The sequence below is a fragment of the Nocardia sp. NPDC051052 genome (assembly GCF_044456045.1).
Taxonomy (GTDB): domain Bacteria; phylum Actinomycetota; class Actinomycetes; order Mycobacteriales; family Mycobacteriaceae; genus Nocardia.
This window is the reverse complement of sequence record NZ_JBITFL010000025.1, coordinates 16,067-42,838: the sequence shown is the minus strand read 5'-3', so window position 1 is coordinate 42,838 and position 26,772 is coordinate 16,067. Positions and strand designations below refer to the sequence as shown.

Annotated in this window: 25 protein-coding genes; 11 read left to right on the top strand and 14 right to left on the bottom strand. The window is 66.3% G+C overall.

Features of this window, described 5'->3' with window-relative positions; genetic code table 11:
• Nucleotides 1–153: 153 nt before the first annotated feature.
• The gene (locus ACIBCN_RS43710; protein WP_396998677.1) at nucleotides 154–534 is read left to right on the top strand and encodes a low affinity iron permease family protein; all 381 of its coding nucleotides are present in this window, start codon (nucleotides 154–156) and stop codon (nucleotides 532–534) included.
• A gap of 22 nt (nucleotides 535–556) precedes the next feature.
• Here the strand turns inward: ACIBCN_RS43710 and ACIBCN_RS43705 are convergent, their stop codons facing one another.
• The gene (locus ACIBCN_RS43705; protein WP_396998675.1) at nucleotides 557–1,777 is read right to left on the bottom strand and encodes a hypothetical protein; all 1,221 of its coding nucleotides are present in this window, start codon (nucleotides 1,775–1,777) and stop codon (nucleotides 557–559) included.
• A 98-nt stretch (nucleotides 1,778–1,875) separates the two neighbouring features.
• Nucleotides 1,876–3,291 (bottom strand): hypothetical protein, encoded by a 1,416-nt coding sequence (locus tag ACIBCN_RS43700; RefSeq protein ID WP_396998673.1) that lies wholly within the window; start codon nucleotides 3,289–3,291, stop codon nucleotides 1,876–1,878.
• Nucleotides 3,292–3,325: 34 nt separating this feature from the next.
• Between ACIBCN_RS43700 and ACIBCN_RS43695 the strand changes: the two genes are divergently transcribed.
• On the top strand, nucleotides 3,326–3,634 hold the full coding sequence (locus ACIBCN_RS43695) for a hypothetical protein (protein WP_396998671.1): 309 nt from the start codon (nucleotides 3,326–3,328) through the stop codon (nucleotides 3,632–3,634).
• A 344-nt stretch (nucleotides 3,635–3,978) separates the two neighbouring features.
• Here the strand turns inward: ACIBCN_RS43695 and ACIBCN_RS43690 are convergent, their stop codons facing one another.
• From ACIBCN_RS43690 to ACIBCN_RS43670, 5 genes are all read right to left on the bottom strand, one after another.
• Nucleotides 3,979–4,107, bottom strand: coding sequence for a DNA-processing protein DprA (locus ACIBCN_RS43690; protein WP_396998669.1), 129 nt, complete (start codon nucleotides 4,105–4,107; stop codon nucleotides 3,979–3,981).
• A 210-nt stretch (nucleotides 4,108–4,317) separates the two neighbouring features.
• Complete coding sequence (msrB, locus tag ACIBCN_RS43685) at nucleotides 4,318–4,761, bottom strand: peptide-methionine (R)-S-oxide reductase MsrB (RefSeq protein ID WP_396998667.1); 444 nt, start codon at nucleotides 4,759–4,761, stop codon at nucleotides 4,318–4,320.
• Nucleotides 4,761–6,059, bottom strand: a complete 1,299-nt coding sequence (locus ACIBCN_RS43680; RefSeq protein WP_396998665.1) for a glycosyltransferase family 87 protein — start codon at nucleotides 6,057–6,059, stop codon at nucleotides 4,761–4,763. The genes msrB and ACIBCN_RS43680 overlap by 1 nt, the downstream gene beginning before the upstream one ends.
• Before the next feature lie 84 nt (nucleotides 6,060–6,143).
• A complete protein-coding gene (locus ACIBCN_RS43675) occupies nucleotides 6,144–7,700 on the bottom strand; it encodes an alpha/beta hydrolase (RefSeq protein ID WP_396998663.1) in 1,557 nt (518 codons plus the stop codon).
• Nucleotides 7,701–7,732: 32 nt separating this feature from the next.
• Complete coding sequence (locus tag ACIBCN_RS43670; protein ID WP_396998682.1) at nucleotides 7,733–8,494, bottom strand: pyrimidine reductase family protein; 762 nt, start codon at nucleotides 8,492–8,494, stop codon at nucleotides 7,733–7,735.
• 35 nt (nucleotides 8,495–8,529) lie between these two features.
• On the opposite strand from ACIBCN_RS43670, the gene zapE reads away from it, so the two are divergent.
• The 3 genes from zapE (at nucleotide 8,530) to ACIBCN_RS43655 (ending at nucleotide 11,269) form a co-directional block, all read left to right on the top strand.
• Entirely contained in the window at nucleotides 8,530–9,546 is a 1,017-nt protein-coding gene (zapE, locus tag ACIBCN_RS43665) for a cell division protein ZapE (RefSeq protein WP_396998661.1), read from the top strand.
• Nucleotides 9,547–9,622: 76 nt separating this feature from the next.
• Nucleotides 9,623–10,411, top strand: coding sequence for a tyrosine-protein phosphatase (locus ACIBCN_RS43660; RefSeq protein WP_396998659.1), 789 nt, complete (start codon nucleotides 9,623–9,625; stop codon nucleotides 10,409–10,411).
• Between the two features lie 99 nt (nucleotides 10,412–10,510).
• Nucleotides 10,511–11,269, top strand: a complete 759-nt coding sequence (locus tag ACIBCN_RS43655; protein ID WP_396998657.1) for an alpha/beta fold hydrolase — start codon at nucleotides 10,511–10,513, stop codon at nucleotides 11,267–11,269.
• On the opposite strand, the gene ACIBCN_RS43650 is transcribed toward ACIBCN_RS43655, so the two are convergent.
• Together ACIBCN_RS43650 and ACIBCN_RS43645 are read right to left on the bottom strand one after the other, a co-directional pair.
• The gene (locus ACIBCN_RS43650) at nucleotides 11,266–11,805 is read right to left on the bottom strand and encodes a GNAT family N-acetyltransferase (protein ID WP_396998655.1); all 540 of its coding nucleotides are present in this window, start codon (nucleotides 11,803–11,805) and stop codon (nucleotides 11,266–11,268) included. The genes ACIBCN_RS43655 and ACIBCN_RS43650 overlap by 4 nt on opposite strands.
• 73 nt (nucleotides 11,806–11,878) lie before the next feature.
• Nucleotides 11,879–13,093 carry an MFS transporter gene (locus ACIBCN_RS43645; RefSeq protein ID WP_396998653.1) on the bottom strand — a complete coding sequence of 405 codons (1,215 nt, stop codon included), beginning with the start codon at nucleotides 13,091–13,093 and terminating at the stop codon, nucleotides 11,879–11,881.
• A 217-nt stretch (nucleotides 13,094–13,310) separates the two neighbouring features.
• Between ACIBCN_RS43645 and ACIBCN_RS43640 the strand changes: the two genes are divergently transcribed.
• The 3 genes from ACIBCN_RS43640 to ACIBCN_RS43630 all read left to right on the top strand — a co-directional run bounded on the left by ACIBCN_RS43640 (nucleotide 13,311) and on the right by ACIBCN_RS43630 (nucleotide 17,472).
• Nucleotides 13,311–14,534: a cytochrome P450 gene (locus ACIBCN_RS43640; RefSeq protein ID WP_396998651.1), complete on the top strand. Its 1,224-nt coding sequence runs from the start codon at nucleotides 13,311–13,313 to the stop codon at nucleotides 14,532–14,534.
• Nucleotides 14,535–14,592: 58 nt separating this feature from the next.
• On the top strand, nucleotides 14,593–16,356 hold the full coding sequence (locus tag ACIBCN_RS43635) for an NAD(P)-binding domain-containing protein (protein ID WP_396998649.1): 1,764 nt from the start codon (nucleotides 14,593–14,595) through the stop codon (nucleotides 16,354–16,356).
• 219 nt (nucleotides 16,357–16,575) lie between these two features.
• Entirely contained in the window at nucleotides 16,576–17,472 is an 897-nt protein-coding gene (locus tag ACIBCN_RS43630) for a LysR family transcriptional regulator (RefSeq protein WP_396998680.1), read from the top strand.
• Nucleotides 17,473–17,615: 143 nt separating this feature from the next.
• Here the strand turns inward: ACIBCN_RS43630 and ACIBCN_RS43625 are convergent, their stop codons facing one another.
• Complete coding sequence (locus ACIBCN_RS43625; protein WP_396998647.1) at nucleotides 17,616–18,728, bottom strand: hypothetical protein; 1,113 nt, start codon at nucleotides 18,726–18,728, stop codon at nucleotides 17,616–17,618.
• Nucleotides 18,729–19,323: 595 nt separating this feature from the next.
• On the opposite strand from ACIBCN_RS43625, the gene ACIBCN_RS43620 reads away from it, so the two are divergent.
• The gene (locus ACIBCN_RS43620; protein WP_396998645.1) at nucleotides 19,324–20,271 is read left to right on the top strand and encodes a hypothetical protein; all 948 of its coding nucleotides are present in this window, start codon (nucleotides 19,324–19,326) and stop codon (nucleotides 20,269–20,271) included.
• Here ACIBCN_RS43620 and ACIBCN_RS43615 read toward each other — a convergent pair.
• From ACIBCN_RS43615 to ACIBCN_RS43605, 3 genes are all read right to left on the bottom strand, one after another.
• Nucleotides 20,237–21,457, bottom strand: a complete 1,221-nt coding sequence (locus ACIBCN_RS43615; protein WP_396998643.1) for a sigma factor-like helix-turn-helix DNA-binding protein — start codon at nucleotides 21,455–21,457, stop codon at nucleotides 20,237–20,239. The genes ACIBCN_RS43620 and ACIBCN_RS43615 overlap by 35 nt on opposite strands.
• A gap of 96 nt (nucleotides 21,458–21,553) precedes the next feature.
• On the bottom strand, nucleotides 21,554–22,618 hold the full coding sequence (locus tag ACIBCN_RS43610) for a cobalamin-independent methionine synthase II family protein (protein ID WP_396998641.1): 1,065 nt from the start codon (nucleotides 22,616–22,618) through the stop codon (nucleotides 21,554–21,556).
• A gap of 91 nt (nucleotides 22,619–22,709) precedes the next feature.
• Nucleotides 22,710–23,042, bottom strand: a complete 333-nt coding sequence (locus tag ACIBCN_RS43605) for an ArsR/SmtB family transcription factor (RefSeq protein WP_396998679.1) — start codon at nucleotides 23,040–23,042, stop codon at nucleotides 22,710–22,712.
• Between the two features lie 90 nt (nucleotides 23,043–23,132).
• Here ACIBCN_RS43605 and ACIBCN_RS43600 point away from each other — a divergent pair, with 90 nt between their 5' ends.
• Entirely contained in the window at nucleotides 23,133–23,897 is a 765-nt protein-coding gene (locus ACIBCN_RS43600) for a glucose 1-dehydrogenase (protein ID WP_396998639.1), read from the top strand.
• A gap of 510 nt (nucleotides 23,898–24,407) precedes the next feature.
• Nucleotides 24,408–26,399, top strand: a complete 1,992-nt coding sequence (gyrB, locus tag ACIBCN_RS43595; protein ID WP_396998638.1) for a DNA topoisomerase (ATP-hydrolyzing) subunit B — start codon at nucleotides 24,408–24,410, stop codon at nucleotides 26,397–26,399.
• A gap of 4 nt (nucleotides 26,400–26,403) precedes the next feature.
• Here gyrB and ACIBCN_RS43590 read toward each other — a convergent pair whose 3' ends face one another.
• Nucleotides 26,404–26,730, bottom strand: coding sequence for a hypothetical protein (locus ACIBCN_RS43590; protein WP_396998636.1), 327 nt, complete (start codon nucleotides 26,728–26,730; stop codon nucleotides 26,404–26,406).
• Between the last annotated feature and the right edge of the window lie 42 nt (nucleotides 26,731–26,772).

The window sequence follows — 26,772 nt, the reverse complement described above, 5'->3', positions numbered from 1 at the left end:
ACGCCGATGCAGCGAGCTCCAGGTCGGGGCCGTTTGCGCCTCCGTTGCCTGGCTAATCCCACTTCGACCGCAACCGATACCTCGGTTGCCGGTTCGAGAAAGGGACGGTTCATGCAGGACAACGCGCCACGCTCCGGCACTGGAGCAAACACGATGCCTTCGCAGGTGAGTGGCAAGCTGACGATCTTCGACCGCTTCGCCACCGGTGCGGCCACACTCACCGCCAAAGCGGGGTTTTTCGTATTCTGCGTGCTCCTGGTCGTGGTGTGGGCGCCGACGTTCCTGGTCTTGCCCAGCGTCGACACCTGGCAGCTGGTGATCAACACCGCGACCACGATCATCACCTTCTTGCTGGTGGCGTTGCTGCAGAACACGCAGTCCCGCTCCGACGAGGCGGTCCAGCAGAAACTCAACGCCATCGCCGACGCACTGGCCGACTTCATGGGCGAACTCAGCGTCGACCATCCAGAACTCCTGCGCCACCGCCAGGAACTCGCCGACGCCGTCGGCCTCGAACGACGCGAGTCAACGTAACTTCGACCGCATAGCTCGCGTGTCAGCGCAGGCTGGCTTGGGTAGGACTTGACGTTGATGACGCAGGAAGGCAGGCAACGCCGGCCACAGCGTACGTAGTTTTGCCGCTTTCGGTCTGCGAGTCGACGATCGATTTCAGCCACGGCAGTTCGATCGGGCCGCGAATCTTTTGGCCGGTGATGAGGTCGTACTCGGCGTATGTCGGTGTGTTGTGGGAGTCGAGGTGTGAGACCGTGGTGCCGGTCACCGTTGCTTGATGCCCAAATCCCGTCGCGCCGAGGTCCCAGTCTTTGCGGACTTCGGCTGGCTGATTCAGCGGTATGGAAAGTACTGCCCCGTCGTCGCCGTTGATCCAGTACAGCCGATCCCCGGCCCGGGTCAGTGTGTTCGGCCGGGACCATGCGGAATGCCCGGCCATACCCACGTGTGACTGGGTGCGCGCACCGGTAGCGGTATCGAGTTGCACCAACTCCAGTCCGAGCGTGCCGGTCTCGTTGTGCCGCGCTTCGGCCGAGCCGTACAGATTGACGAGCGCCGAGCCGTCCGCCGAGCATGCCGCTGTCCGCGACTCGCTACGGAACCCGTTCTGCCACTCCCATTCACCGCGGAGGACGGGTTCGCCGCCCTCGATGGGGAGTTCGAATAATCGGTGCTTGATCATCGGTTGATCCGAGGTGAGGTCGTCGAACGCGGCTACTACCCCGAACGCGCGCTCGCCGCAGTGAGCCGCCGAGAGCATGATCCCAGGGACCGAACCGGTGAGTGGTGCTGTGTCCGGGGCTGTCAGGACGTAGTTGTGCCGGTATTCCGTGGTCGTTCCGCCGCGCTTGCCCGTGTTGAACCACACTAGGCTTCGGCCAGACGCGAAATCTTGTGCGATGCCTTCGACCGCGTCCTCGTCATTCGCGAGCACGTTGCGGCCGGATCGGCTGACGGATATCACCGAATCAGCTGTGGCAAGGGTGAATCCGCGATTCCAGCCGACAATACTCGCCGAGTCGATCGCACCGCCCTGAAGCTTGCCGACGACGTTGCCATCTGCGTCGATGGCAAAGGCTGAGGTGTGATCGGTCTTGGTCATGATGGGAGGTTGTGACGGCCCGACAGTGACCACGGCGATCGCCTCGCTCGGCACAGTCGCCATCTCGGCCGCAGTGATCGGAGCAGGATCTTGCCCGCAGGCCGACGCAGCGAGCACGATCGCCGTCAACGCGGCGAGGGCAGGTACGGACGACCGAAACACGGTCACTCTCCTTCGGCGGGTGGTGGATTCGGCCGGGCGGGGACTTGTGCGTGTACGGCAACGCACATGTCCCGCCACGTCCGAGTTCATCCCAGCAATCAATATCGAGTCACCCAGTTGGAGTCGCGGATGTCTTTCGGCCACACACCCCACCCGCCGTCCTTGTCCAGATCGATGCCGGCGTTGGAGACGTTCATATACGAGGCCCAGACCAATTGCGAGCAGTTGTAGGTGCCTGCCTCGCCGTCTTTCCAGTCTCGACGGTTGAACGCGAAGTCGCTGTTGTAGCCCGAGCCGACTCTTGTGCGAGCGTACGCGGCGGCTTTGGCGCGTTTCGCGTCATCGGTGTGTACCTCCTGCATGATCGGGTTGTACACGCCTTTGGAGTTGTTGCCGAGGACCAATTTAACGCCTTGGTCCGGATCCAGCGCTTGAACTGTGTCTTCTGTGTTGATGAATATGCCGTTGTGGCCGTGTTCGTACTGCACTCTGGCCACTCCGGTCGCGGCGTCGGAGTAGAAGATGTCACCGGCCCGCCTCGCCGGTGGGAGGTGGACCGCGTCTTTCTCGTCACGGGGCGTGCTCCTGGAGTCGCTGTTGCCGCTGGCTTCGCGCAGCGCCTGCTCGATCGCTTCCCTCAGTGATCGGCCGAGTCCTTCGATCGCCTTGCGTGCGTCAGCGAGTACCTGCTCGGGCGTGGCGGGCAGGTAGTCGGCCAGCTGCACCGTCGTCGGGCCGGGCGCGGTGATCGTTCCGCCCTGGAAGCGCTGTTCCACAGACACTCCGTTGTCGGGACTGGTCTGTGCCGCAACGGGATACCGGTACTGCCCGCGCTCATAGCCGGATGCGGCCCACGCGTCGAGGATCCGACCCGTGACCGGCTGCGCACCGGTCGTCGAATGCCAGTAGACAACGCCGCGTTCGAACCGGTTCATGCGCCCCTGTCCATCAGGGAGCGCAGTCTCGTCGCTGGTCGGATAGCCGAGCCAGCCGCCCTCCCAGCCTGTTTCGCCCCACTTGTCGCGGATCGCGCCGGCGATGTAGTAGGCCTCGTTGAGTTTCCAGTAGATGGTGCCGCCTTGGAAGTATTGGCGGCGGCCGACGTTGTCGGGGTTGATGATCTCGTCGGAGGTCGGATAGCCGAGGACCCCGCCTTCCCAACCGTTGCGCTGCCAGGCAGCGAAGAAATGATTCGCCACCGGGTGCGCTCCCCCGTCAGGGGACCAGTAGATGGGGCCGTTCTGAAAGGTGGAGCGTTTCCCGACCCCGTCGGGGTTGCTCAGCTCGTTGGAGGTCGGGAACAGGAGGAAGCTGTTCGGGCCGCCGAGTTCGTTGTATTTGTCGCGAATCGCGCCACACACCTCATATGGTGCCGGCCAATACACCTGACAGCCGTCTGCGGCCCGCGCCGAACGCTGCTGCGGGCGGGCTGCGAGCGCGGCCTCCATCGTTTCGGCCTTTTCGGCCTGCTTTTTGCTGAACCCGCCGGGGACCTGCTGGCAGTCCGAACGCATCCGCCCCGGCACCACACTGGACTGGGGATTGCTGGTGGGCTCCCACTTTTGGGGAGCCTGCGCGCGAGTACCCGGCGCACATGCCGGACTCGCTGGTGCGGTGGTCGGCGACGAGGGTGCGGTCGGTGCTGCGGGTAATGACGTTGTGGGCGAGGGTGATTGCGGAGCGCGGGTGGTCGGCGCTGCCGTCTTACTGGGCGATGATGGCGTGCTGCTCGGCGTCGTTGTCGATGATGCCGGTGGCGGCGGGCTCGTTGTCGGGTCCGCGGTCCCGGATTGCGCCCCTGCTACGAGCAACAGCACCGCGACACCAGACACCGCGGTACGCAACGGAATTCGATGACCTGCCCGACGCTGCCACGACAATAATATAGATGAACGCCTCATCCTTTGCCCCTCCGCGTTCGGATTGCCAGTTCATTGCTGGCGTGGGATCAGAGTCTCATGCGTTCCTGTTCCTGTCACCGGGTAACCACAACTGGGGAAATCCAACTGGACTCCGTCGGTCAGCGGGAATCCCAAGTGACAAAGGGTATTTGCCGGGCTGGGCAGGACACATCGGCAGTCGAGATCATGGGAAACTTCGCCGAAGTGGCGACGCACGGTGAACATCCCTCGGCCTGGCCCCGTTGGGGCGGTGGGCGCATGCACAAGGCACCGGCAGCCCATAGGCGGGAACGAGCGCCGCTACGCGACCGCCACCACAGCGCGGGAAAGGGCCGCTGTCAGGCGATTACGAGCTAGGAAGTGGCATTTGCACGGGGCGAAACCCGGCGGATATTCGCGCACCAGCAGACCGGTGTCGGCGGCTGTCATAGTCGACGCTCGAGACACTGCGCAGTACCCGCGCCACCCCGGTTGCGGAGGCCCACGGAATTCCGGCGGCACGGCTGATCCTGGGCGACGATGGGAACTCCGCTGTCACCACGCAGGCGTATGTGAACCTGGAACGACCGGTGGTCGATTTCGTGGACGCCCGGTGAAAAACGTTCACCCGGCGTCCACGAGTGAATGAGTTCCGGTGTGCTAGCTGCTAGAGCCCTCCGCAGGCTGCAATTTCAGTGAGATGGAGTTGATGCAGTAGCGCTTGTCGGTGGGCGTGTTGTATCCCTCGCCCTCGAACACGTGGCCGAGGTGGCTGTGGCAATTCGCGCACAGTACTTCGACTCGGTGCATGCCGAGGGTGTCGTCGGTTTTGAGGATTACCGCGTCGGATTCGGTCGGGTCGAAGAACGACGGCCACCCGCAGTGTGAGTCGAATTTCTCGGTGCTGCGGAACAATTCGGCGCCGCAGGCCCGGCATTCGTAGACGCCGTCGGTCTTGGTGTCGGTGTATTCGCCGACGAAGGGCCGTTCGGTGGCGGCCTCGCGCAGCACCGCGTACTCCTCGGGGTTCAGCTTGGCGCGCCATTCCTGGGGCGTCAGCTGGATCCGCGGCGCGGGCAGGGACGTATCGGCTTCGGAACTCATCACTCCACGCTAATAGGTTTCGCCACCGCCGTCGCGGAACCGTCGGCCGACCTGGGCGAATCGGGCGTGGCAGGCACCGGCTTGATCCAGGTGGGATCGATACCGAACTGCAGGCGGCCCTCCCGCTTGGCGGTCAGGTATCGATCCCCGAGCACGCAGAACACCACGATCAGCAACAGCCCCCAGCCGAAGGTGACCCGCAGGTAATCGAGGTCGCGGCCGAAATGCTGCCAGCCGGGTCGGTCCGACAACCACTTGTCGTATGTCATGAACCCGAAGATGGCCAACCACGCGGGCCAATTTCGCAGCACCGAACTCCGCAAGACCACCGTCATCAGGAACGGGAACAGCATCATCGAGTAGTACATCTGCCCCAGCGACGGCAGCAGGAAATACGCGGTGAGCAGCACGCCGGACGCGGTACACACGAAGAACAGCTCGTCTTGACGGTAGTAGCGCCACAGCAGCCACAGCGAGAGGGCGACCAGCACACCCATGCCGAGCCGGATGATCCAGATCAGCCACGGCGACAGCCCGTAATACTCACCGTTGCCCGGGATCGAGCTGTTGAAGTAGTCGCGGGTCTCGAACAGGTAGGGCGCGGTACGGCTGAAGAACTGCTCCGGGTCCTTCGACATCGGCCAGGCGATCGCGGTGAGCACGATCGGCACACCGAGGGCGGTGATGAATACCTTCCACTGCCCACGGACCAGCGCGATCAAAAGCAGCGGTGCCAGCGTCGGTTTCACCGCGATACTGAGTCCGAGCACGACGCCGGCCCACAGGTCTCGTCGTTTGAGCAGCAGATGCAGGAAGAGCATCTCGGCCAGCAGAATGCAGCCGTTGACGTTGGTGAAAACCAGCGTATTGGTGACCGTTTCCGACATGAACATCGCGAACAGCAGCACCGGCGCGACAACGGAATTCACCGTGAAACGGAACAGCCGAAGCAGCAGATACCAGGCGAGAATGATCGCGGCCGCGTTCAGCAGGATGAACAGCCAGCGCGCCTTTTCGTAGTCGTGCACCCAGGCCACCGGCGCGATGAGCAGCGTGCCGCTCGGGTAGTACAGGTAATGCGGGTCGACCGAGTCGAAGTTGGCCGTGTACACCGGTCGCCCGTTGAGAAAATCTAGCGACGCCTGGTAAACCGGTCGGAAGTCGTCGGTGATGAAACCGTTGACAGCCTTGATGAAAACTCGGTTCAGCACAGTCATGACCGCGAACGGCCAGAGTGCGAACTTGATCACCTCGGCGGTGGTGCGAGCACTGCGGGGCTCGAGCTGTCGAAGTAACACTGGGGCACGGTACACCGGATCAGGTTCCGACGGTTGTCCGGACCTCTTCGACGCGCCGCTAGAAGCGCTATTCGGGCAGCCAGGTCAGGCCGGGCAGGCGGTCCCGTCGGCGGGCAGTTTCGCGTCCTTCAAGTAGTCGACCATGATGCGCTGTGCGCAACTCGAGTGGGTGGACACCGGGTGCCCCCAGCCCTGCCAGGTGACGCCGGCGTGCCGCGCCCCGGCCGCGCCGAGCGCGCCGGCGACCGACGCCTGGCCCGCATTGCCGACCACCGGGTCGGCGACGCCGCCGAGCACCAGCACCGGAATGGTGAGCTTGTCCGGCATCGCGGGCGCGGTGGACACCGGCCAGGCCGCGCATTTCATCAGCCCGATCGCCATGTTCTTGCCGAACACCGGATACTTGGCGCCCCACGTACCCATCAGTTCCTTGGCCTTGGTCGGCGTCGGCGGCTGCTGAGTGTCGGTGCAGCGGTTCACGAATTGGCCGTCGCCGCTGATCGCCGCGGACTCGCGCTGGATCAGATTGCCGAGCGCGCCGCGGTCGCCGCGCCCCGCCGCCGACAGCGCGTCGGCGAGTTCGCGGACCCGGGTGGCCTGGTCGGCGCGCGGGCTGCCGAGGAAACCGGAGACCGCGGTGAGCAGCGCGTTGGCCGAGATGTCGCCGAGCCCACCGGAACCGGCCCGGTTCACCAGATCGGTGATCGCGGCCCGCGGATCCGCGCCCAGTGAACAGCTGAGCCCGGTGCAGCGCTGAGCGAACGCGGTCAGCGCCGCCTCCGCGCCTTCCAGTTGCTGCTCGGCCCGGGTGATCGCGTCCGCGCCGACGGCCTCGGGGGAGTCGACGACGAGTCTGGCCAGGTGATCGCCGTACTTGCGGGCGTAGCTGAGCGCGACCTTCGCGCCGTTGCCCGAGCCGAGCAGCGCGATGTGGTCGACCTGCCACTGCTTGCGCAGCTGCTCGATGTCGTCGGCGGCGTGCTGTGCGTCGAAGGCGCCCTCGTAGGGCTGCAGGAAGTCGCGGCAGGCGATGGTGCCGTCCTGGCTGTACGTGGTCATCGCCTCGACGGGATCGTTTGCGTCAGGCCCGAATTGGGCGTTGTCGGCCAGCCCCTTGCGGACCTCGGGCGGCAGGCAGTCGATCGGCTGCGAGCTGCCGATGCCGCGCCGGTCCACCGCGACGATCGGACGCGCGGCAAGCAGCGCGCTCGCCGGACCGACGGCCAGGCCGGCGAGGGTGGCGGTGGAGGAGCGGTCCGCGCCGGAGGTGAGCAGCAGCGGGGCGGCGTCGGCCGGGGTCTGGGGCAGCCGGGCCCGGATCGCCGCGGTGCGGAAGTTGCCGAGCACGGCGCCGCCCCCGTCGATGGGCGTGGTGTATTCCGCGCAGTCGAGCACCAGCCCGGCGGGGGCGGGACCGAGGCCGAGCAGATCGAGCGTCGGCGCGGTGCAGTCCTTCCACGCCAGGTCGGTCTTCGGCAGCTCAGCGGTCGGTGGCGGGGCCGGGGCGACCGAGGTCGGGGCGACGCCGCCGACCCGTTGGCGCTCGACGGCGACGCCGGGACGGTCGGAGGGTCCCGCCCCGCATCCGGCGATCATGGTCGAGAGTGTCGCGGCCAGCACGACGGCCCGAGTCCAGCGCATGCGCTACAGCCTGCCAGGTTCGGGCAGTTGTTTCATGCACGGGCCCATCGGGTCAGCATCGTGCCGTCGTTGTCGAGCAAGATATGCGCGCGCGACATGGGGCGGTGGAACTCGTGCGCGGACAGCGAAATTCGCCGGGCCGTGCCGCCGACCAGCACGGGTGCGGTGGTCAGGCAGAGCTCGTCGACCGCGTCGGCGGCCAGCAGCTCGCCGAACAGCTGGGGGCCGCCCTCACACAGCACGCGATGTAGTCGGCGCTCGGCGAGCACCCGCAGCAGCGCCTTCGGGGTCACCGCGAGGTCGCCCGCCTCGATGACGTCCGCGCCCGCGTCGGCCAGTTGCTGTTTGCGGTCGGCGGGGGCGGTGGTCGTGGTGATGATCAACGGCGCGACGGTGGTGTCGGTGAGCAACCGGGCGCCGAGGTCGATCGCCGCGCTCGCGGTCACCACCGCGATCGGTGGCGCCGCACCGTCCGGATGACCACCCACACCCCGCTCGTGCAGCGCACGCCGACGCCGCGGATCGGTCCTGGCGCCACCGTAGTTCTCCGAGCGGACGGTGCCCGCGCCGACGAGCACCACGTCGGCCAGTTCCCGCAGCATCAGGAACACCGCTTTGTCGGCGGGCGTGCCGAGGCCCGCGGATTGGCCGTCGCTGGTCGCGCCGCCGTCGATGCTGGCCACGAAATTCGCGCGGACGAACGGTTCGCGAAGGTCGTCCGGGTACGCGTACAACTGCGCGAGATCGTCGGGTGTCAGGTCTGTGAGCTGGATCGCATTGTGGATACGCTGCATGAACGTAGATCTCACCACGTCATTAGGCTTCGCACATGCAAGAACGCCTCGTCGACCGCCACCCTGAGGTTCCGGCCGACCAGCTCGTCGCCCAGATGGTGCCCCCGCCGATGTTCGACGAGGTCAGCTTCGGCTCCTACATTCCCGACCCGAAGGAGCCGAGCCAGGCGGCGGCGGTGCGCAAGGCCGAGGAGTTCGCCGGCGAGGTCGCCAAGATCCATCAGGCGGTGAACAAGAAGAGCCTGTTCGGCAAGAAGAAGCAGGTGTCCGGGGCCGGGCTGTATCTGGACGGCGGGTTCGGTGTCGGCAAGACCCACCTGCTCGCCTCCATCTTCCACAGCGCGCCGGCGCCGAAGTCGTTCGGCACCTTCGGCGAGCTCACCAATCTCGTTGGCGCCCTTGGCTTCACCAATGCGGTGGAGCGGTTGTCGGCGAACAGTGTGCTGTGCATCGACGAATTCGAGCTCGACGATCCCGGCGACACCATGCTGGTCTCGCGGCTGCTGACCGAGCTGTCCGCGAAGGGTGTTTCGATCGCGGCCACCTCCAACACGTTGCCGGGTCAGTTGGGCGAAGGTCGTTTCGCCGCACAGGATTTCCTGCGGGAGATCAAGAAGCTCGGCTCGATCTTCGAGCCCGTCCGGGTCGACGGCCCGGACTACCGGCACCGCGATCTGCCGCCCGCGCCGGAGCCGACCTCGTCGGCGTTGCTGACCGAACGTGCCACTGCCACACCGGGTTCCACGCTCGACGACTTCGACGAGCTGCTCAAGCATCTCAGCACGTTGCACCCGTCGAAGTTCGGCGCGCTGATCGCCGGGGTGTCGTCGGTGTTCATCGCGAACGTGCACCCGGTCACCGATCAGGCCGTGGCGTTACGCATCGTGGTGCTGGCCGACCGGCTCTACGACGCGAGCATTCCGGTCACCGTTTCCGGTGCCAAGCTGGACCAGATCTTCTCGCAGGAGATGCTCGACGGCGGGTACCGCAAGAAGTATCTGCGCGCGGTGTCGCGGTTGCTCGCGCTGTCGCGGTTCGAGGTTCCGGCGTAAACCCCCCTGGTTTGAACAACCGATGTTTCATTTGGTTTGCTGGGGTCTCGGGGGACCCGATGATTGGAGCACCCGCATGACCCGCTCGCTTCGTACCCCGATCGCGCTGGCGGCCGGACTGGCCGTGGCCTTCGGGCCGGTGACCGGTGCCGCGCTCGCCGAGCCGCCCGCCGCGTCGGCCGTCGCGTTCGACCGTTCGCTGAACCTGCAGGGTGTGCAGAACGCTCGTGACATCGGCGGATACCGGACCGTCACCGGCAAGACCGTCCGCACCGGCCTCGTCTACCGCACCGGTCAACTGAACAACGCCACCCCGGCCGACCTCGCCGAGCTGTCCGGTCGTCAGGTCCGCGTCGTCGACGATCTGCGCACGGTCTACGAACGCGCGATCGGCCCGGACAAGGTACCCGCGGGCGCGACCGCGAACTGGGATGACGTCATCGGCCAGGCCCCGCCCGAGGTGATGGCCAGCACCCTCACCGGCGGCGACAGCCTCTACCGCGCGTTCATCACCGCGCCCGGCGCCAACCAGGCCTTCGCCTCGGTGCTGCGCGACATCATCGACACCGACGGCTCGGTGCTGTTCCACTGCACCGCGGGCAAGGACCGCACCGGCTGGACCGCCGCCGTCCTGCTCACCGTCCTCGGCGTCGACCGCGACACCGTCAACCAGGACTACCTGCTGTCCAACCAGTACCGCAACGCCAACCCGAACGACCCGATCAACGGCGTCCAACAGCCCTGGCTCGACGCCGCTTTCGACCAGGCGAACCAGACCTACGGCAGCTTCGACAACTACGTTCGTGCGGGTCTGAAGCTCTCCGACGGCGACATCGCCGCACTGAAGGCGAAGCTGCTCGCCTGATTCCGGCGGGTGCTCTTCGTGTCATGTCGGGGTAGCGCTTGTGCGAGTAGCAGCAAACAGACCGTAAGGTATTGAATCATCCGCCGCTACGATCCGATCATGACGAAGTTCAAGACGTGGGACGGCCTGGAACTCAACTATCGGGTGTGGGAGGGCGAGGGTGTTCCCGTCGTGTTGCAGCACGGTGTGGTCGCGGATACCAACGCGAACTGGATGAGCCCCGGAGTGGTCGGCGCGCTGCAGGCGGCCGGGCGCACGGTGGTGTCGCTCGACGCGCGTGGGCACGGGCGCTCGGACAAGCCGCACGATCCGGCGCAGTACTCGTGGGAGTTCATGGCCAAGGACGTGCGCGCGCTGTACGACGAACTCGGCTTCGATCGTGTTGTGCAGGTGGGTTATTCGATGGGCGCGATCATCTCGCTGCTGGTCGCCGCCGCCGACGAACGGGTCGAGCGGCTGGCCATCGGCGGTATCGGTTCGGGGGTGCTCGATTGCGGCGGCGTCGATCGCCGGGTCGTCGAGCTGACCGACCTGCAGCTCGCGATGGATGACGACAACGAGCAAGCACCGCCGACCGCCATGATGTTCCGGATTCTCGCGGACGCGGTGCATGCCGACCGGCACGCCATCCAGGCGGTCGCGGCCGGCCTCGATTCCCGGCCGATCGACGGGCTGTCCGATGTCACCGTGCCGACGCTGGTGCTCGCGGGCGACAGCGATCCGTTCGCCGCCGAGCCCGAACGCCTCGCCGACGCGCTGCCCAACGGGACGCTGCACGTGGTGCGCGGCGATCACCTGATGGCCGTGGTCGCGCCGGAGTTCCACAGCGCGCTGGTCGACTTCGCGAAAGCTACTTAGAAGGCCAGTCGCATCACAAAGTCATCGTGCCGTTGATTGCCGACGGTGTTGGTCTTGGTGCCGACCGAGTGGAATCCGTGCTTCTCGTAGAACCGCCGAGCCCGCGCATTCTCCTGGCTGACACCGAGCCACACCCCGGCAAACTGCCCGTCCCGTGCCCGCTCCAGACAAGCGTGCATCAGCGCCGTCGACACTCCGCTGCCGTGATGGCCGGGCACCACATACATCTTGTTGATCTCCACCACCGGCCGCAGATCCACCGCCTCGGCAACCGCCGGATCCGCCGGGTCGCCCGCGATGAGCATCGCGTACCCGACGATCTCGTCGCCCGCGACGGCCTTGAGCACGGTCCGGGCCGGATCGCTCAGATACTCGCCGAACTGTTCGCCGGACAGCGCCTCGCTGATGAAGATGTCGATATCGTCGGCGCTCGCCTCGGGTGGGCAGGCGAGGGGAAAGGTCGCGGCCGCAACGTCACTGAGTTCTTCGGCGTCCCACAGGCCGGCCCGGTCGACGGTGACTGGGATGTTGCTCATGCCTCCGCCTCGCTAGCGCTCGGCTCCGGCATACGCAACGCGCGCTGGCACATGATTCGCTCGCTGCGCTCGCTCATGTGTCCAGTAGAGCATGATCACCCGAAGAGGTGGGATGTTTGTCTGCTTCAGGCCGCGAGTGGAACACCCGCGCCAGCCCGATCAGCACCGCCGCGAACACCAGCGGAATCACGAAGCCGATCCGATGCCCGAAGCCCGCCGCGACCGCACCAACCACCCCGCCACCCACCAAAGTGCCTGCGTAATTGAACAGATTCAGCCGCGCGATGAGCGCGTCCAGGCCACGACCACTGGTCAACTGCCCGGCCTCGCTGAAGCACAGCGGCGCGATCACCGGCATGCCGATGCCCGCGATCAGGAATCCGACGATCGCGACAATCGGCCCGGGCGCGGCGATCACAATCGCCAAGCCGACCACGCCGATGGCGGCCGCCGTCCGCACCACGCGTCGCGGTCCGAACCGGCGCACGAACAGGTCGCCGGTGAGCCGCGCGACCAACGAGGTGCCTTGGTACGCGGCCAGCCCCAAGGCCGCGGTCGCGGAACTGGCAAGGAGGTCGCCGGTCAGATACAGCGCCGACCAGTTACCAACGGCCAAATCGATGGCAAACACCAACGCCATCGCGATACCGAACACCAGATACGCACGGAAAGCGACCGGCGCGGGCTCCACGACCTCCTCGGCCGGGCCCGCCTCCGCCTCCTGCGTTCCGAGCAGCCGCGGTCCGAGCACCAACCCGATGACGAGCACGATCCCCGCCGCGCCGAGCAGTGACTCGCGCAGCGTCACCTCCAGCGCCTCACACCCCGACACGAACAACGCGCCGGTAATCGACCCCGCACTCCACGCCGCGTAAAACGACGACAGCACGAACTTCCCGTACCCGTGCTGAATGAACACCGCCTGCATGTTGGTGCTCGCGTCGACGATGCCGACCGCGATCCCGTAGCAGCTGAGCGTGCTCAGCAGCACGGCCGTGTTCGGCGCGAACGCCACCCCGGCCCCGGTGATCGCGATGAGCAGCAGCCCGATCCGCACCGTCGCCCGGCTCGACCACCGCAGCGCCAACCGCTCCGCCGCCACACTCCCGCCACCCGCGAGCAGCGACACCAACACCACCGAGCCGACAATCAACCCATCGGATAGCCCGAACTTGTCCTTCTGCTGCGGCAACTGCGTCAGCACCACGGCAAAGAAGAAACCCTGCAGCCCGAACGCGAACGAGTTCGCGATCCGGGCGCCCCGCAGGATGGGCGCGATCGAACTCATCTGCGCAGGGTAGCGGGGCAACCGGGGTCACGCGCGCGGAATGAATCGGGCGCGTCGGTGCCGATCCGCACCCGCGATCGCGACGAATGAACCGGATGCGGTGGTGATCGGCGAGCGCGCTCGGACGGGCGATGGCATCGACGCTGGCCGCAGGTGGTGGCGCGTGTCACTATCGAAGAGCCGCAACGATACTCGCGCAACGGGGAGGCCAGCGTAGATGAGACAGCTGCCGACGGACTTCTTCCAGGCGCCGTATGCCTTCTACCGGCAGCTGCGAGCCGAGGGTTCCGTGCATCAGATCGGCCTGCGCACCGGCGTCCGCGCCTGGCTGGTCGTCGACTACGACGCGGCCAAGGAGGTGCTGCGGCACCCCGATATCCGCAAGGACCCGCACTCCGCGACCGGCGCACAGGCCAGGCATGCCGCGGCGGGTAGCAGCGGGGTCACCGCGACCAACCGGCGATTGAGCTATCACCTGCTCAATGCCGATCCGCCGCATCACTCGCGCCTGCGCAAACTGGTCACCCCCGCGTTCGCGCCCGCCAGGATGGCGGCGCTCGAGTTCCGGGTGGCGGCCATCGCGGACGAACTGCTCGATCGGATCGATCCTGCCGCGGGCCGAGTGGATCTGCTGGAGGAGTACGCCTTTCCGCTACCCATCACGGTGATCTGTGAGCTGCTCGGCGTGCCCGTCGAGGATCGTGAACCGTTCCGTGAGTGGTCCGCCGCCGTGGTCGACACCCCGATGTCCACGCCGGAAGCGATGCGCGAGGCGACCGACGCCATCGTCGAGTACTTCGACGGTCTGGTGGCCATGCGGCGCGAGCACGGTCTCGGCGACGACCTGATCTCGCACCTGCTCACCGTCACCGACGACGGCGACCGGCTCAGCCACGACGAACTGATCTCGATGGCGTTCCTGATCCTGGTCGCCGGGCACGAGACGACGGTCAACCTGATCGGCAACACCGTGCTCACCCTGCTCGCCGATCCGCCGCGCTACCGCGCACTGCGCGACCAGCCCGACGCCGTCGCGCCGCTGATCGAGGAGGTGCTGCGACACAACGGCCCGGTGAACATCGCGACGCTGCGTTACACCACCGCCCCGATCACCCTCGGCGAGACCGAAATCCCCGCGGGCGAACTCGTCTTGGTCGCGCTCGGTTCGGCCAATCGTGACGAACGTCATTTCGCCGATCCCACGGCCTTCGATCCGGACCGCGCCAGCAATCACATCGCCTTCGGCTACGGCATCCACTACTGCCTCGGCGCCGGCCTGGCCCGCATGGAGGCTCGCATCGCCGTCACCCACCTGGTCACCCGCTTCCCCGAGCTGCGCCTGGCCGTCGATGACGACGAACTGCGCTGGCGTGAGAGCATTCTGATCCGCGGCGTCCAGGATTTGCCGGTGGATCTGGCCGGTGCCCCGGCGCTGCCTTGAATCGCCGATTAGGGCAACCGACTTTGCTGCGCGCCGTAAGCGACGTAATCTCCTGCGCATGACGAGCGGAAACCGCATCGCGATCGTTGGTGCGGGTATCGCAGGTCTTGCCTGCGCGAAAGTGCTGATCCAGAAGGGTTTTCCGGTCGAGATCTTCGACCGGGCGCCCGATGTCGGTGGCGTGTGGAGTGCGACCCGCAGGTACCCGGGGCTGCGAACCCAGAATTCCAAGAACACCTATCACTTCTCCGACTTCCCGATGCCCTCGGATTACCCGAAGGTGCTCGACGGCGAGCAGATGCAGGCGTATCTGGCCGCCTACGCCGACCACTTCGGCCTGCGTGCGCACCTGCGGCTCAACACCGAGGTCGTCGCCGCTGATCCGGTGGACAGTGGCTGGCTGCTGGAGATTCGTGACCAGGGCGGTATACATCGGACCTCCTGCGATCATCTGGTAATCGCCAATGGGGTGTTCAGCGAGCCCGCCATCCCGGACTTCCGCGGTATCGAGCTGTTCCGTGCCGCGGGCGGCCAAATGGGTCACGTGTCGGAATTCTTGGATGTCGAGGCGGTGCGCGGTAAGTCCGTCGTTGTCGTCGGCTACGGCAAGTCGGCCTGCGACATCGCCGAGGCCGTGAGCGACGTCGCCGGCTCGACCACCGTGGTGGCGCGCCGACTGCTGTGGAAGATGCCGCGCAAGCTGGCTCGGGTGCTCGACTACGAGCGACTGATGCTGACCCGCTTCGGCGAGGCACACTTCCATCACCTGGAACCCGGCCGGATGGACCGCTACCTGGACGGCCCCGGCGTTTCGTTCCGGACCGCCAATCTCGACCTGATCCAGGAACTCGCCACCAAGCAGATGAACCTGCGCGAGCTCGGTCTGCTGCCGGAGGGCCGGTTCGAGCAGATCGCCGAGAGCACCGTCAGCCTCGCCACCGAGAACTTCTACGAGCAGGTCGCGAACGGCCGGATCGTGGTGCAGCGCGACACCGCCATCACCGAAATGCGTGGTGGCGGTGGCGAAACGCCCGCGGTGCAGCTGTCCAACGGGCATCTCGTCCCGGCCGATATCGTCGTCTGCGCAACCGGATTCCAGCAGCGGGTGCCGTTCCTGACGCCGTATGTCCAGCGCAGGCTCACCGACGAGCACGGCAACTTCCGTCTGCACCGCCAGATCATGCCGCTCGACGTGCCGAACCTGACCTTCGCCGGCTACAACTCGTCGGTCATCAGCACCCTCAACGCCGAGGTCGGCGCGCACTGGACCGCCGCACTCCTCACCAACCAGCTCGACCTGCCGCCGCGCGACGAAGTGAGCGAGCAGATCGACGCCAGGCTGCGCTGGATGGAGGAACGCACCCACGGCCACCACGCGCGAGGCACCGCGATCACCCCCTTCTCCATCCGCAATGTCGACGAAATGCTGGCCGACCTGAAGTTCCGTCTCCCCCTGCGAACCCGTGCGTCCCAATGGTTCCGCACGGTCCGCCCGGAGTCCTACCGCGGCCTGACCACCAAACACGAGCCCGCGCCCTCCGCACCCCCCGAACACCCGATCGAGCACGCCGATGTCGCTCCCCCAGGCCCCAGCCTCGGCGCACCCCGAACCCCCGACCAGGGGATGCCGCAGACAACCGATCTCATCACCCAAGTGCCCGAGTCCCACGGTGCGCCAACGGCCCACAACCTGAACGCCGCCGCACCCACCCCACATGGTGTGCCGAGCGCCCACAACCCGAGCGCACTCGACGTACCAAGGACACACGACCTGAGCATCGCCGCCCCCACCAACCTCCTACCCGGCTCCCAGGGCAAGTAACCCTCAACCGGCAACACCCGCACCGGATTTCGATGTTGTGCGGCCGTGGCTTTTCTGAGTACGTAGTGGATGGCTGATCGCGAGTACTGCGGATCTCGGCATCGGCTGCGGGGCGTTCGGGGGTGCGGGTGGCCGGGGTGTCGAGACTCGCCGGGGGTTATCGCTAGCGCAATGTTGGTAAAGCTGCATTGCGCTGGTGATAATCCTGGGGTGGAGGCGCTGGACATGAATCTGCTGGTGGCGCTGGATGCGCTGTTGGAAACGAACAGCGTTACCCGGGCGGCCGAACGGCTGCGTACCTCGGCGCCGGCGATGAGCCGGACGCTGGCCAAGCTGCGTCGGGTGCTCGGCGATCCGCTGCTGGTGCGCGCCGGTCGCCACCTGGTGCCGACGCCGCGGGCGCTGGAATTGCGTTACGAGGTCGGCACTCTGGTCGAGCAGGGGCGGGCATTGCTGACGCCGCGGGGCGCGATCGATCCTGGCGTGCTGAAGCGGAACTTCGCGGTGCAGGCGGGGGACGCGGTGCTCACCGAGTTGGCCGCGCCGCTGCTGGCCGCCGTGCGCGCGCAGGCACCGGGCGTGACGCTGCACTTCCTGCCGGACCTCGAAGGCACCGCGGCACTGCGCGACGGCCGGGTCGATATCGAGGTCGGGGTGATCGACCATGCCGATCCGGAGACGACGGTGCGCCGAGTGCGCGGCGACCGGATCGTCGGGATCGCCGCCGCCGATCATCCGCTGGTCACCGAGCGGGTGACGGTCGCGCGTTTCGCAGCGGCCGCGCACCTGAGCATTTCGCGCAACGGTCACGCGCGCGGCCCGATCGACGACCGGTTGGCGTTGCACGGTCGCACCCGCCGCGTGGTCGCCACGGTGCCGAATCTGACCACCGCGCTGTTCGCGGTGCCCGGCAGCGATCTGATCTGCTCGGCACCCGCGTTGCTGAGCCGCTCGGCTCTGCCCGCGCTCGGGTTGCGCGCGTTCGAGATTCCGCTACCGCTGCCCGAGGTCGCGATCGGCATGGCCTGGCATCCGCGCAACACCGCCGACAGCGGTCATCGCTGGCTGCGCGAGCTGATCGAGACGATCCTGACCGGGTCGGTGGACCCTACTTAGGCGAGTTCGGCAACGCGTTGGTCGCGTCGGTTGTCGTGCTGGTTGCTGGCGCGGGGTCGGTGACCCTGGTCAGGCGGGCTCGGCAATCGTTGTCGCGTGGGTTTTCGGTGCCGTCGCGCTGCTAGCTGACCAGGTCGAAGGCCCTACTTCGGCGGACTCGACAACCGGTAGTCGCGCGGCGTTTCCGTGCTCCGCTCGGGCTGGTAGCTGTTCGAGTTCAGGTCTGTCGCGGGCGGTCCGAAGACGTCGGAGCGGCCGAGCGGGGCGGCCGCGGTCTTCTTCAGTTCGTCCAGCATCGCCTGCAGCTTGTCGACGTGGGAGTTGTCGACCGGGATCAGGTCTTCGTCGGCGCGGTGCGCACCGGTCAGCGCGGTGCCGTTCGTCCCGATGGCGGTGCCGTTCGTGCCGCGGCTGTAGTCGCCGCTGTCCGGCGCCGAGGGAACCATGCTCTCGTACGGATTCTCGTGCGGGCTGGTGAAGTTCTGATACGACGAGGTGGCCGGTTCGCGTGGCGCGGTGAAGCTGGACTGACGGACAGGCAGCGGTTCGCGTGGCGTCGGTGCGGTGAAGTTCGTCGATGGCGCCGGGCTCGGTTCGCGCGGTGTGGGCGCGGTGAAGTTCTGCGACGGTGCCGGGCTCGGCTCGTGCGCCGCGGGTGCGCTGAAGCTGCGTTGCGGCACCGAGTTCGCCTCGTGCGCCGCGGAGTCGCGTCCCGGTGGCGTGTCGCGGGGGCTGGGGGAGCCCTCGTAGCGGCGGGACACGCTCTCCCTGGTCGCCGCGGCGTTCTCGCGTGCCGCCGTGGTGTTGTCGCGGACGGTCTGGGCGATCTCGTGCGAGTTGCCGATGCTTTCCCGCGCGGTGGGAGTGGTCGCGGCGGAGGCGGATTCGCGTTGCGGCGGGACACTCTGCTCGACTGTCGCGGAGTTCCTGCGGGACGCGGCGCGCGGTAGGGGACGCTCGGCGCGCTCGGTGTCCGGCGCGGCATGCGATGGGCCACCGCCTGATTCGACCTTCTCCAGCCGCCCATCGATGCCTGAAATGTCCTGCCCGGCACGGAAAGCCCAGGCCTCGAGCTTGGCCAGTCGCGCTTCGACGCTGCGATCAGCGGGAAGCACGGTGGCAACGCTGACCCCATCGACACCGTCGACCCTGACCGCCACGGCGTCCAGTTTGTCGCTGACCTCACGGAGAACCGCCGCGATGCTCGACAGCATCGCGCCGATCGACTCGCCGGCCGCGTCTTGACCGTGCTCCATCCAGTAACCCACTTCCCCGTATCGGCCCAGCTCGCACTCGGCCGGACGATTCTATCCGTCCAGTTGGAAATACGCGGTGCGCGACGGTGCCCCGCGCACGCGCGGCTCCGTCGTGTACCGACGCTGTTGTCGGTTCGCAGACCGGCTCTGACACCGGCCCCATGGATCTGATCGAAGCAGCGTAGGCGGGCCGTCCCACGCCGGTGCAGGCGGAGGTCGACGCGATCCGGTTTGTCCGGAACAGATCTGCTTCCCATCGGCAACCAGCCGAGGCGCACCCCGACGTAGCCTAAGCGTTTTCTCGCTCCGACGGCAGTCCGAAGTGCGTGCGACAGCGCACATGGGCGCGTGGCGCGGCGACGTCGCAGGATGGCGGTTACTGTCAATCCGCCGACATATGCGTGTCGTTGTGGCCACCTGCTACGGCGAAATTCCTTGTGCCGCAGCCTACACCAGGCGTTCGACCGGAAATCTGACAATGTGGCGCACCCGGGCGCGGGGTAAAGGGGACTGGCGAGGTCGGCGAGTCTGACGCACTCTTGATCTATGGCGTAGGTCGCCAGACCTGCGGTGGTTTGGGCAGGGGAGTGGTCGCGTGAGAACGAAGCAGCGGGCGGAGATCGCCTGCGGTCGCCAGGCGATGCTCGCCGAGTTGGGTATAGCGGGTGGTCCGGGCAGAGCCCGCAAGCTGTCCGGCGGATACGGCTGTCAGTGTCCGGAATGTGACGCCGCGCAATGGGATATGCGTCGGTTGAAATATTGGGTGTGCGGCCGGTTGCTGGCATATGGCGCCGACGTGGCCGAGGTGGATCGACGGGTGGATGGGCTGCCGGTCGACATCTACTGGCGCAAGGGCGACCGCGAGTTCGTCATCGAGGTGCGCAGTGGTGCGCTGGAACGCTCTCTCGCGCAGGAACATACGGATCGGTTGCGGGCGGCGGGCATCGAGGACGTGCTGTGGCTGTGCCCGCCCGGCTACTGGGTCGATCATCTGCACGCGCTAGGCGTCGCCGATTTCGCCCCGCCCGCATGTGATTACCAGACGGTGACCGGTGTGCTGGACACCGTGCACAGCGCGGTGGCTTCGCCGCGCAAGCACCCACTCGAGCTGCGCGACTTCATCCACGGCTGGGTCAGCGGCGACATCGTCTGGGGATATCGTGATGTGACGACAGGAGGTTGGGCCACCGTGGCCGACTGGGAGCACCACACGAAAACGCAGGCGATGATCATCGCCCGGCAGCGTCAGGAGCTGGTCAACCAGCGCACGACGCTGGCCCTGTCCCGGAAAACCGTGCGCGACAAGCAGAAACACCTGATGAAGCTGACCACTCGGCTGGAGCGGGCGGAGCAGGAGGCGCAGGAGCGGGCCGATTCACTCGCGCAGGCGCGGCGCAAACTCGACGACCATCACCGGCTCGACACGTCGCTGCGCAACACCATCAAGCACCTGCAGCAGACCATCAATCACTGGCAGCTGGTGACCTGCTGCGCGATGATGCTGATCGTCACCTTCCTTGCGGGCGCGATGGTGGTGCGCTGAGCCGGAACGGGCCACGGTCCCAGCGCCATTCGTTGCGCAACACCAGCGCGATGAAGTCGAGCAGCTCCAGGCCGGTCTCGTCGCGGACCTGCCGGATGGCCGACCACGGTGCCGGTCCGTGCTCGACGACCTCGGCCAGCCTTGCCGCGCTGTTCGCGTCGACCTTTCTGGCGAGCAGATCGGGGAGGCCGAGCAGGCTGCCGGTCCAGACGAGCCAGCCCCACCCCTTGCCGTGCGCGTACGCGCGTCCCGCGGCGGCCTTCGTTCGATTGACGTGAAAGGCAACGTGTCCGAGCGGTTGCACATCGATCAGCACGACCCGGCCGTCGGTGAGCCGGGCGGCGATGCTCGGATAGCTGAGTTGTTCCGTGCCGTTCAGCTCGAATCCGACGGCGGCCGGTTGCTCCTGGAATGAGTCGACGAGATCGCTCGCGTTGAGGATCCACAGCAGCCGCGCCGCCAACCCGGAGTCGAACGGCACGTCGCGCCCGACCTTGTCCAGGTAGAAGTGTCCTCGGCCGTCGTCGTCGCTGTCGACGGTGCGGGCGGAGGCCACCGGTAGCGCGTCCGGGGTCTTGGACCCTGGCCAATCCACTTGCCCCAGCCACGGATTCAGCTGACTGGTCGCGCGCGGTTCCGCGTCGCGTAGTTTGGCCAGCCGCCGATTGGTCTTCTTCTGCCAGGCCGCGATCCGCTGCGTCACGAATCCCGCGACCCGCTTGGCGTCCTCGGAGGCGTGCCCGGCCAGCCGCAACTTCAAGTACGACAACTCGTTTGCCGCGATATCGGTGTCGGTGGCGTAGGTCTCCACCAGCAACGCGCGGACCAGCTGCTGGTCGCGCGCACCGATCGGATAGCGCTCGGCGAACACACTCGCCGCCCGATGTCCGCTCAGTTGGGCGTTGCGAATCAGCTGAGCCACGGCCTTGGTGTGCAGCTGCCGGATTCGGTCGCGGGACAGGTCGTAGCGCGCGCCGATCTTTGCCAGCGTCTCGGGTTGCGCACCGGTGACGCCGAGCCGATAGGACAGGATCTCCCCGTCCTTGGCCTTGCGATCCGCCTGCAGCGCGATCAATTCGGCCAGCAGCTCGTTGACTTCCTCGAGCCCGAACGAAATATCGTCCTGCAGATCGAGTAGCTCGGGGTCGGTCCCGTCGGGCGCCTCGACCTGCTGGCTTGCCGTCACGCTGTGACCCCCTGGCTCGGTTTCCTGTGCGGCTCAGCCTAATGCCGGCCACCGACAATTCCGGCGTACCGACCTCGACCAGGGGGTCGGTACGTGTCAGACTCCTAGCTGCTCAGCGGCCAGTGCGGTGCCCTCGACGCGCGCCCTGATCTTGGCGAACGCGGTCTCCCGCGACGTCGAGGTGTCGTCGGCGAACGGGGAGAACCCGCAGTCGTCGCAGGTGCCCAACCGGTCGACCGGCAAATGACGGGCCGCGGCCAGCACCCGGTCACGCACCTGCTCGGGCGTCTCGACCGCCGGATCGATCGGATCGATCACCCCGACGAAGATGCGCGCGCCGGCGGGCAGATACTCGGCGATGACGGCGAGCACCTTGTCCGGGTCCGGCTCGCTGGCCAGTTGGACATAGAAATTGCCCGCCTTCAGCTGCAGCAGCTTCGGCAGCAGCTCCGTGTAGTCGACATCGAGGCTGTGCGTCGAATCCTGATCACCGCCGGGACAGGTGTGAATCCCGATCCTGGCCCGCTCCTCGGGCGAGAAGCGTTCGAGCACCAGGTTGTTCAGCTCGATGAACTGGTCGAGGATGCCACCGCTCGGGTCGAGCTTCAACGACAGCCTGGCCTCGGTGAAGTCGAGCTGGACCACCGGCGCCCCGGCGTCCAGGCAGCCGCGAATGTCGGCCTCGGCCTCGTTGATCAGGTCGGTGAGAAAGGCTTCCCGTGAATAGCCGTCGATGCCGGCTGCCGGATACAGCAGGCTCATCGCCGACGGCGCGATCACCGCCTGCTTCACCGGCGCGGTCGCGTGCGCCTGCGCCGCCCGCAGATAGTCGGCCGCGTGGGCTTGATACCGGAACGGCCCGGCGGTGAGTACCGGCAGTTGCCGCTGATGCCCGTCGGCGAACGGAATCGCCACGCCCCCGGGCGCCAGCGTGCTCAGCCCGGCGATCGGATACGTGACAAAGCTCGGTTTGCTCTGCTCGCCGTCAGTGACGACCGGCGACCCTATCTCCTCTAATCGGTGGACAGTGCCACTGACAGCCCGCTGCTGAACTTCAGCCAGTGCGGCGTCATCGATCTTGCCTGCTTCGTGCGCCGCCATCGCGGCCTGCAGCTCTCGCGGACGTGGAATGCTTCCGATCGGCTCTGTGGGGATGGTCACACTTACGAGTGTAAGCGAATAACTCCAGGTGGAAATATCAAATCGACTGTGCTGGTACCAAATTCACGCGATCGGTCCGTCGATTGGGCGATCAGGTCTGAGCTGCGGCGAGGGGGTCCTCGGCTTCACTGCGTGCCGCGGCGATCAGCGAATCGAGCAGTCCGGGGAACCTGGCGTCGAGGTCTTCGCGGCGCAATGACTGCAGCGTCTCGCGGCCGGATACCCGTTGCCAGATGATGCCCGCGTCACGCAGCACCCGGTAGTGGTGGGTCAGGTTCGACTTGGGCACACCGTCCACGATCGAGCCACAGGTGTGCTCGCCCCCGTCGGCCAGTACTCGAACGATGCACAGTCGCAGGGGGTTTCCCACGGCCGAGAGCACGTTCGCCAACTGGATCTGTGCCCGCTCGGGATGTGCCGTCATCACGCGGTCCAGGATAGCTCCATTGTTGACAAACAGTTGAACTGTACGTAAGTCTTTGAACAGTTCAACTGTCTTGAAAGGTCGCCCCAGATGCGTAGTTCCCGCTTCGACGACAAGATCGCCCTCATCACCGGCGGCACCAGCGGGATGGGGTTGGCGACCGCGCGCCGCCTGCTCGACGAGGGTGCGCGGGTGGTCATCACGGGTCGCGACAAAGGTCGACTCGAGGCCGCGGTCGAGCAGCTGGACGGTGTGGATCGCGTGCTCGCGGTGGCAGGAGACGCCGCGAATCTCGCCGACCTCGACGCGCTGACGGCCGCCATCAAGGACCGGTTCGGGCGACTGGACGTGGTGTTCGCGAACGCGGGAATCGGTGCGTTCCAGCAGATTGCGGACGTGACTGAGGATGAGTTCTACCGAGTGGTCGACATCAACTTCAAAGCGGCGTTCTTCACCATCCAGAAGACCCTGCCGCTGCTGGCCGACCACGGCGCGATCGTGATCAACGCGTCGTTCGCGCTGCATCGGGGTAGTCCCGGTACCGCTCTCTACTCGGCCACCAAAGCGGCCGTGCACAATCTGGCCCGCACGCTGGCGGCTGAACTGGCCCCCAGGCGAATTCGGGTCAACTCCGTGAGTCCGGGTTATACGGCCACACCGGCGTTGGCGGCTGAAGCGTCGGCGGAGATCCAGGAGGCCGCCGCCGCCATGGTGGCCGCGGGCCGCATCGGCACGTCCGAAGAGGTCGCGGCCGCGGTCGCGTTCCTCGCCTCGGCGGAGGGAACCTACATCAACGGTCACGACCTGCTCATCGATGGAGGTCTGGTCTCCGCCACCCCTGCGGCCATGATCTAGGCCCGCGTTCAATCCCGAGCTGTCATAGGCGTATTCGCCCTCTATCGACGATCTGCGCGATCGTCGGTGGGGGGCGATTGGCTGTTTCGAGGCCGGAGGGGCGCATCGCTTGGATCTGCTCCCTCTTGCGGGCTCTGTGTCCCTGTATCTGGTGCCGTTGTCCTAGGCCTTGCTGTATTTGATGACGCGTCATGTAGAGCTGTTGTTCGCCAAATCGGCTGATTTCCCTCGTTTGGCGTCTAGCGCGCCCGTGGGGCGTCTGGTAGTGAAGTTCGAATAGGGGGGATCGACTGGACCGGTTTTGGAGGATCTGTGACGAGACTGGCCGGGTTGAATGGACATCTGTAGACCGCTTATAGCTATGATGGAAAAGTAACTAGCGGCGAACCCTTCGGCGCGTAGCGCGCAGCACGCGCGAGGACCCGTACTTCTCGGCAACACCACCCCTGGGCCTTCTGTGTGCGCTCTCGGCTGCGTCGGAGATCAACAAGTGGGGAGGTCTACCGACCAGTGGCTACCAGAAACTCCGCCTCGACCGGTCCGAGGAACAAGCCGTCCAAGCAGGACTACGACGCCGCGTCCATCACGATCCTCGAGGGGCTCGAGGCGGTCCGTAAGCGCCCGAGCATGTACATCGGCTCCACCAACGAGCGCGGCCTGCACCACCTGGTCCGGGAAATCGTCGACAACTCCGTCGACGAGGCGATGGCCGGATATGCCACCCAGATCGACGTCACGCTGCTGGCCGACGGCGGCGTCGAGGTGGCCGACGACGGTCGCGGCATTCCGGTCGAGATGCACGAGACGGGGATACCGACGGTCGAAGTCGTCATGACCCAACTGCACGCAGGCGGCAAGTTCGACTCCGACACCTATGCGGTGGCCGGCGGGCTGCACGGCGTCGGGTTGTCGGTGGTGAACGCGCTGTCGACCCGGATCGAGTTGGAGATCGACCGCGACGGCTATCACTGGACCCAGAACTATCTGCGCGCCAAGCCGGAAGAGCTGGTCCGCGGTGCGCCGACCGCGCGCACCGGCAACACGACGCGGTTCTGGCCGGATCCGGAAATCTTCGAGACGACCACATTCAATTTCGAGACTGTCGCGCGTCGCATGCAGGAGATGGCGTTCCTGAACAAGGGCCTGACCATCGTCCTCACCGATGAGCGGGTCGCCGACGATGCGGTCGCCGAGGAGCCGCAGCCCGACGACCGGACACGTACCTACCACTACCCGGGTGGCCTGGAAGACTTTGTGCGCCACCTCAATCGGACCAAGCAGCCGATCCACCACTCGATTGTCTCGTTCACCGGCGCGGGCCCCGGCCACGACCTCGAGGTCGCCATGCAGTGGAACGCGGGCTATTCCGAGTCGGTGCACAGCTTCGCCAACACCATCAACACCCATGACGGTGGCACCCACGAAGAGGGCTTTCGCGCGGCCTTGACCTCGGTGGTCAACAAGTACGCCAGAGACAAGAGGTTGCTCAAGGAGAAAGACAGCAACCTCACCGGCGACGACATCCGCGAGGGCCTCACCGCCATCGTGAGCGTGCGACTCGCCGAACCGCAGTTCGAAGCCCAGACCAAGATCAAGCTGGGCAACACCGAGGTCAGGTCATTCGTGCAGCGAACCTGCAACGAGCATCTCGCACACTGGCTGGAAGCCAACCCCGCCGACGCCAAAACCATTGTCACCAAAGCAGTCTCGTCCGCCCAGGCGCGCACCGCCGCCCGCAAAGCGCGCGAACTCGTCCGCCGCAAGAGCGTCAACGACCTCGGAGGCCTACCCGGCAAGCTGGCCGACTGCCGCTCCAAAGACCCACGCAACTCCGAGATCTACATCGTCGAGGGCGATTCCGCCGGCGGCTCGGCCAAATCCGGCCGCGACTCGATGTACCAGGCGATCCTGCCGCTGCGCGGAAAGATCATCAACGTCGAAAAGGCCCGCATAGACCGAGTTTTGAAGAACGCCGAAGTCCAGGCGATCATCACCGCCTTCGGCACCGGCATCCACGAAGAGTTCGACATCACCAAACTGCGCTATCACAAGATCGTCCTGATGGCCGACGCCGACGTCGACGGCCAGCACATCGCCACCCTGCTACTCACCCTGCTCTTCCGGTTCATGCGCCCCCTCATCGAGAACGGGCACGTGTACCTGGCCCAGCCACCCCTCTACAAACTCAAGTGGCAGCGCAGCGATCCCGACTTCGCCTACTCCGACCGCGAACGCGACGCCCTGCTCGCCGAAGGCCTGGCCGCAGGCAAGAAAATCAACCGCGACGACGGCGTCCAACGCTACAAAGGCCTCGGCGAAATGAACCCCAAAGAACTCTGGGAAACCACCATGGACCCCTCGGTCCGCGTCCTACGTCAAGTAACCCTGGACGACGCCGCCGCAGCCGACGAACTCTTCAGCATCCTGATGGGCGAAGACGTAGAAGCCCGCCGCACCTTCATCACCCACAACGCCAAAGACGTCCGCTTCCTCGACTTCTAACGCGTCAACCGCAGCAGAACGGGTCATCGCAGGGGCGTCCCACCTCACTGCCGTACGCCACGAAGCCCGCGATGGGCGCCAATATCTCCTCGGCAGTGCCGGGCTCCAGCGTCGGAGCGGACCGATCGAGCGGTTGTCCCCAAGTAGACGGCAGGTCATCGATATCGAACCGCACCACCCCATCGATGAACAACGTCCACAGCGCGTGATCGGGAAAACTGTTCATCCGCAACACCCACCAGTGCCCCTCCACCAGAGCGGCGACCAGAAAATGCGAGTCCCCAGTCCATCGCCACTGAGGCCGGGCGTCCAACTCGGGTGGTGCCATCATCACAGTCTCCTCGATCCGCCCGAGCGTGGCCGCGAGAACCGA

Bases quoted from the DNA above. Each gene is read 5' to 3' on its own strand.
- ACIBCN_RS43605 (WP_396998679.1), bottom strand. From the start codon at position 23,042: ATGACGGCACATCCCGAGCGGGCACAGATCCAGTTGGCGAACGTGCTC.
- zapE (WP_396998661.1), top strand. From the start codon at position 8,530: ATGCAAGAACGCCTCGTCGACCGCCACCCTGAGGTTCCGGCCGACCAG.
- ACIBCN_RS43670 (WP_396998682.1), bottom strand. From the start codon at position 8,494: ATGCAGCGTATCCACAATGCGATCCAGCTCACAGACCTGACACCCGAC.
- ACIBCN_RS43660 (WP_396998659.1), top strand. From the start codon at position 9,623: ATGACCCGCTCGCTTCGTACCCCGATCGCGCTGGCGGCCGGACTGGCC.
- ACIBCN_RS43650 (WP_396998655.1), bottom strand. From the start codon at position 11,805: ATGAGCAACATCCCAGTCACCGTCGACCGGGCCGGCCTGTGGGACGCC.
- ACIBCN_RS43645 (WP_396998653.1), bottom strand. From the start codon at position 13,093: ATGAGTTCGATCGCGCCCATCCTGCGGGGCGCCCGGATCGCGAACTCG.
- ACIBCN_RS43690 (WP_396998669.1), bottom strand. From the start codon at position 4,107: ATGACAGCCGCCGACACCGGTCTGCTGGTGCGCGAATATCCGCCGGGT.
- ACIBCN_RS43710 (WP_396998677.1), top strand. From the start codon at position 154: ATGCCTTCGCAGGTGAGTGGCAAGCTGACGATCTTCGACCGCTTCGCC.
- msrB (WP_396998667.1), bottom strand. From the start codon at position 4,761: ATGAGTTCCGAAGCCGATACGTCCCTGCCCGCGCCGCGGATCCAGCTG.
- ACIBCN_RS43700 (WP_396998673.1), bottom strand. From the start codon at position 3,291: ATGCGTTCGGACTGCCAGCAGGTCCCCGGCGGGTTCAGCAAAAAGCAG.
- ACIBCN_RS43640 (WP_396998651.1), top strand. From the start codon at position 13,311: ATGAGACAGCTGCCGACGGACTTCTTCCAGGCGCCGTATGCCTTCTAC.
- ACIBCN_RS43600 (WP_396998639.1), top strand. From the start codon at position 23,133: ATGCGTAGTTCCCGCTTCGACGACAAGATCGCCCTCATCACCGGCGGC.
- ACIBCN_RS43590 (WP_396998636.1), bottom strand. From the start codon at position 26,730: ATGATGGCACCACCCGAGTTGGACGCCCGGCCTCAGTGGCGATGGACT.
- ACIBCN_RS43655 (WP_396998657.1), top strand. From the start codon at position 10,511: ATGACGAAGTTCAAGACGTGGGACGGCCTGGAACTCAACTATCGGGTG.
- ACIBCN_RS43635 (WP_396998649.1), top strand. From the start codon at position 14,593: ATGACGAGCGGAAACCGCATCGCGATCGTTGGTGCGGGTATCGCAGGT.
- ACIBCN_RS43625 (WP_396998647.1), bottom strand. From the start codon at position 18,728: ATGGAGCACGGTCAAGACGCGGCCGGCGAGTCGATCGGCGCGATGCTG.
- ACIBCN_RS43675 (WP_396998663.1), bottom strand. From the start codon at position 7,700: ATGCGCTGGACTCGGGCCGTCGTGCTGGCCGCGACACTCTCGACCATG.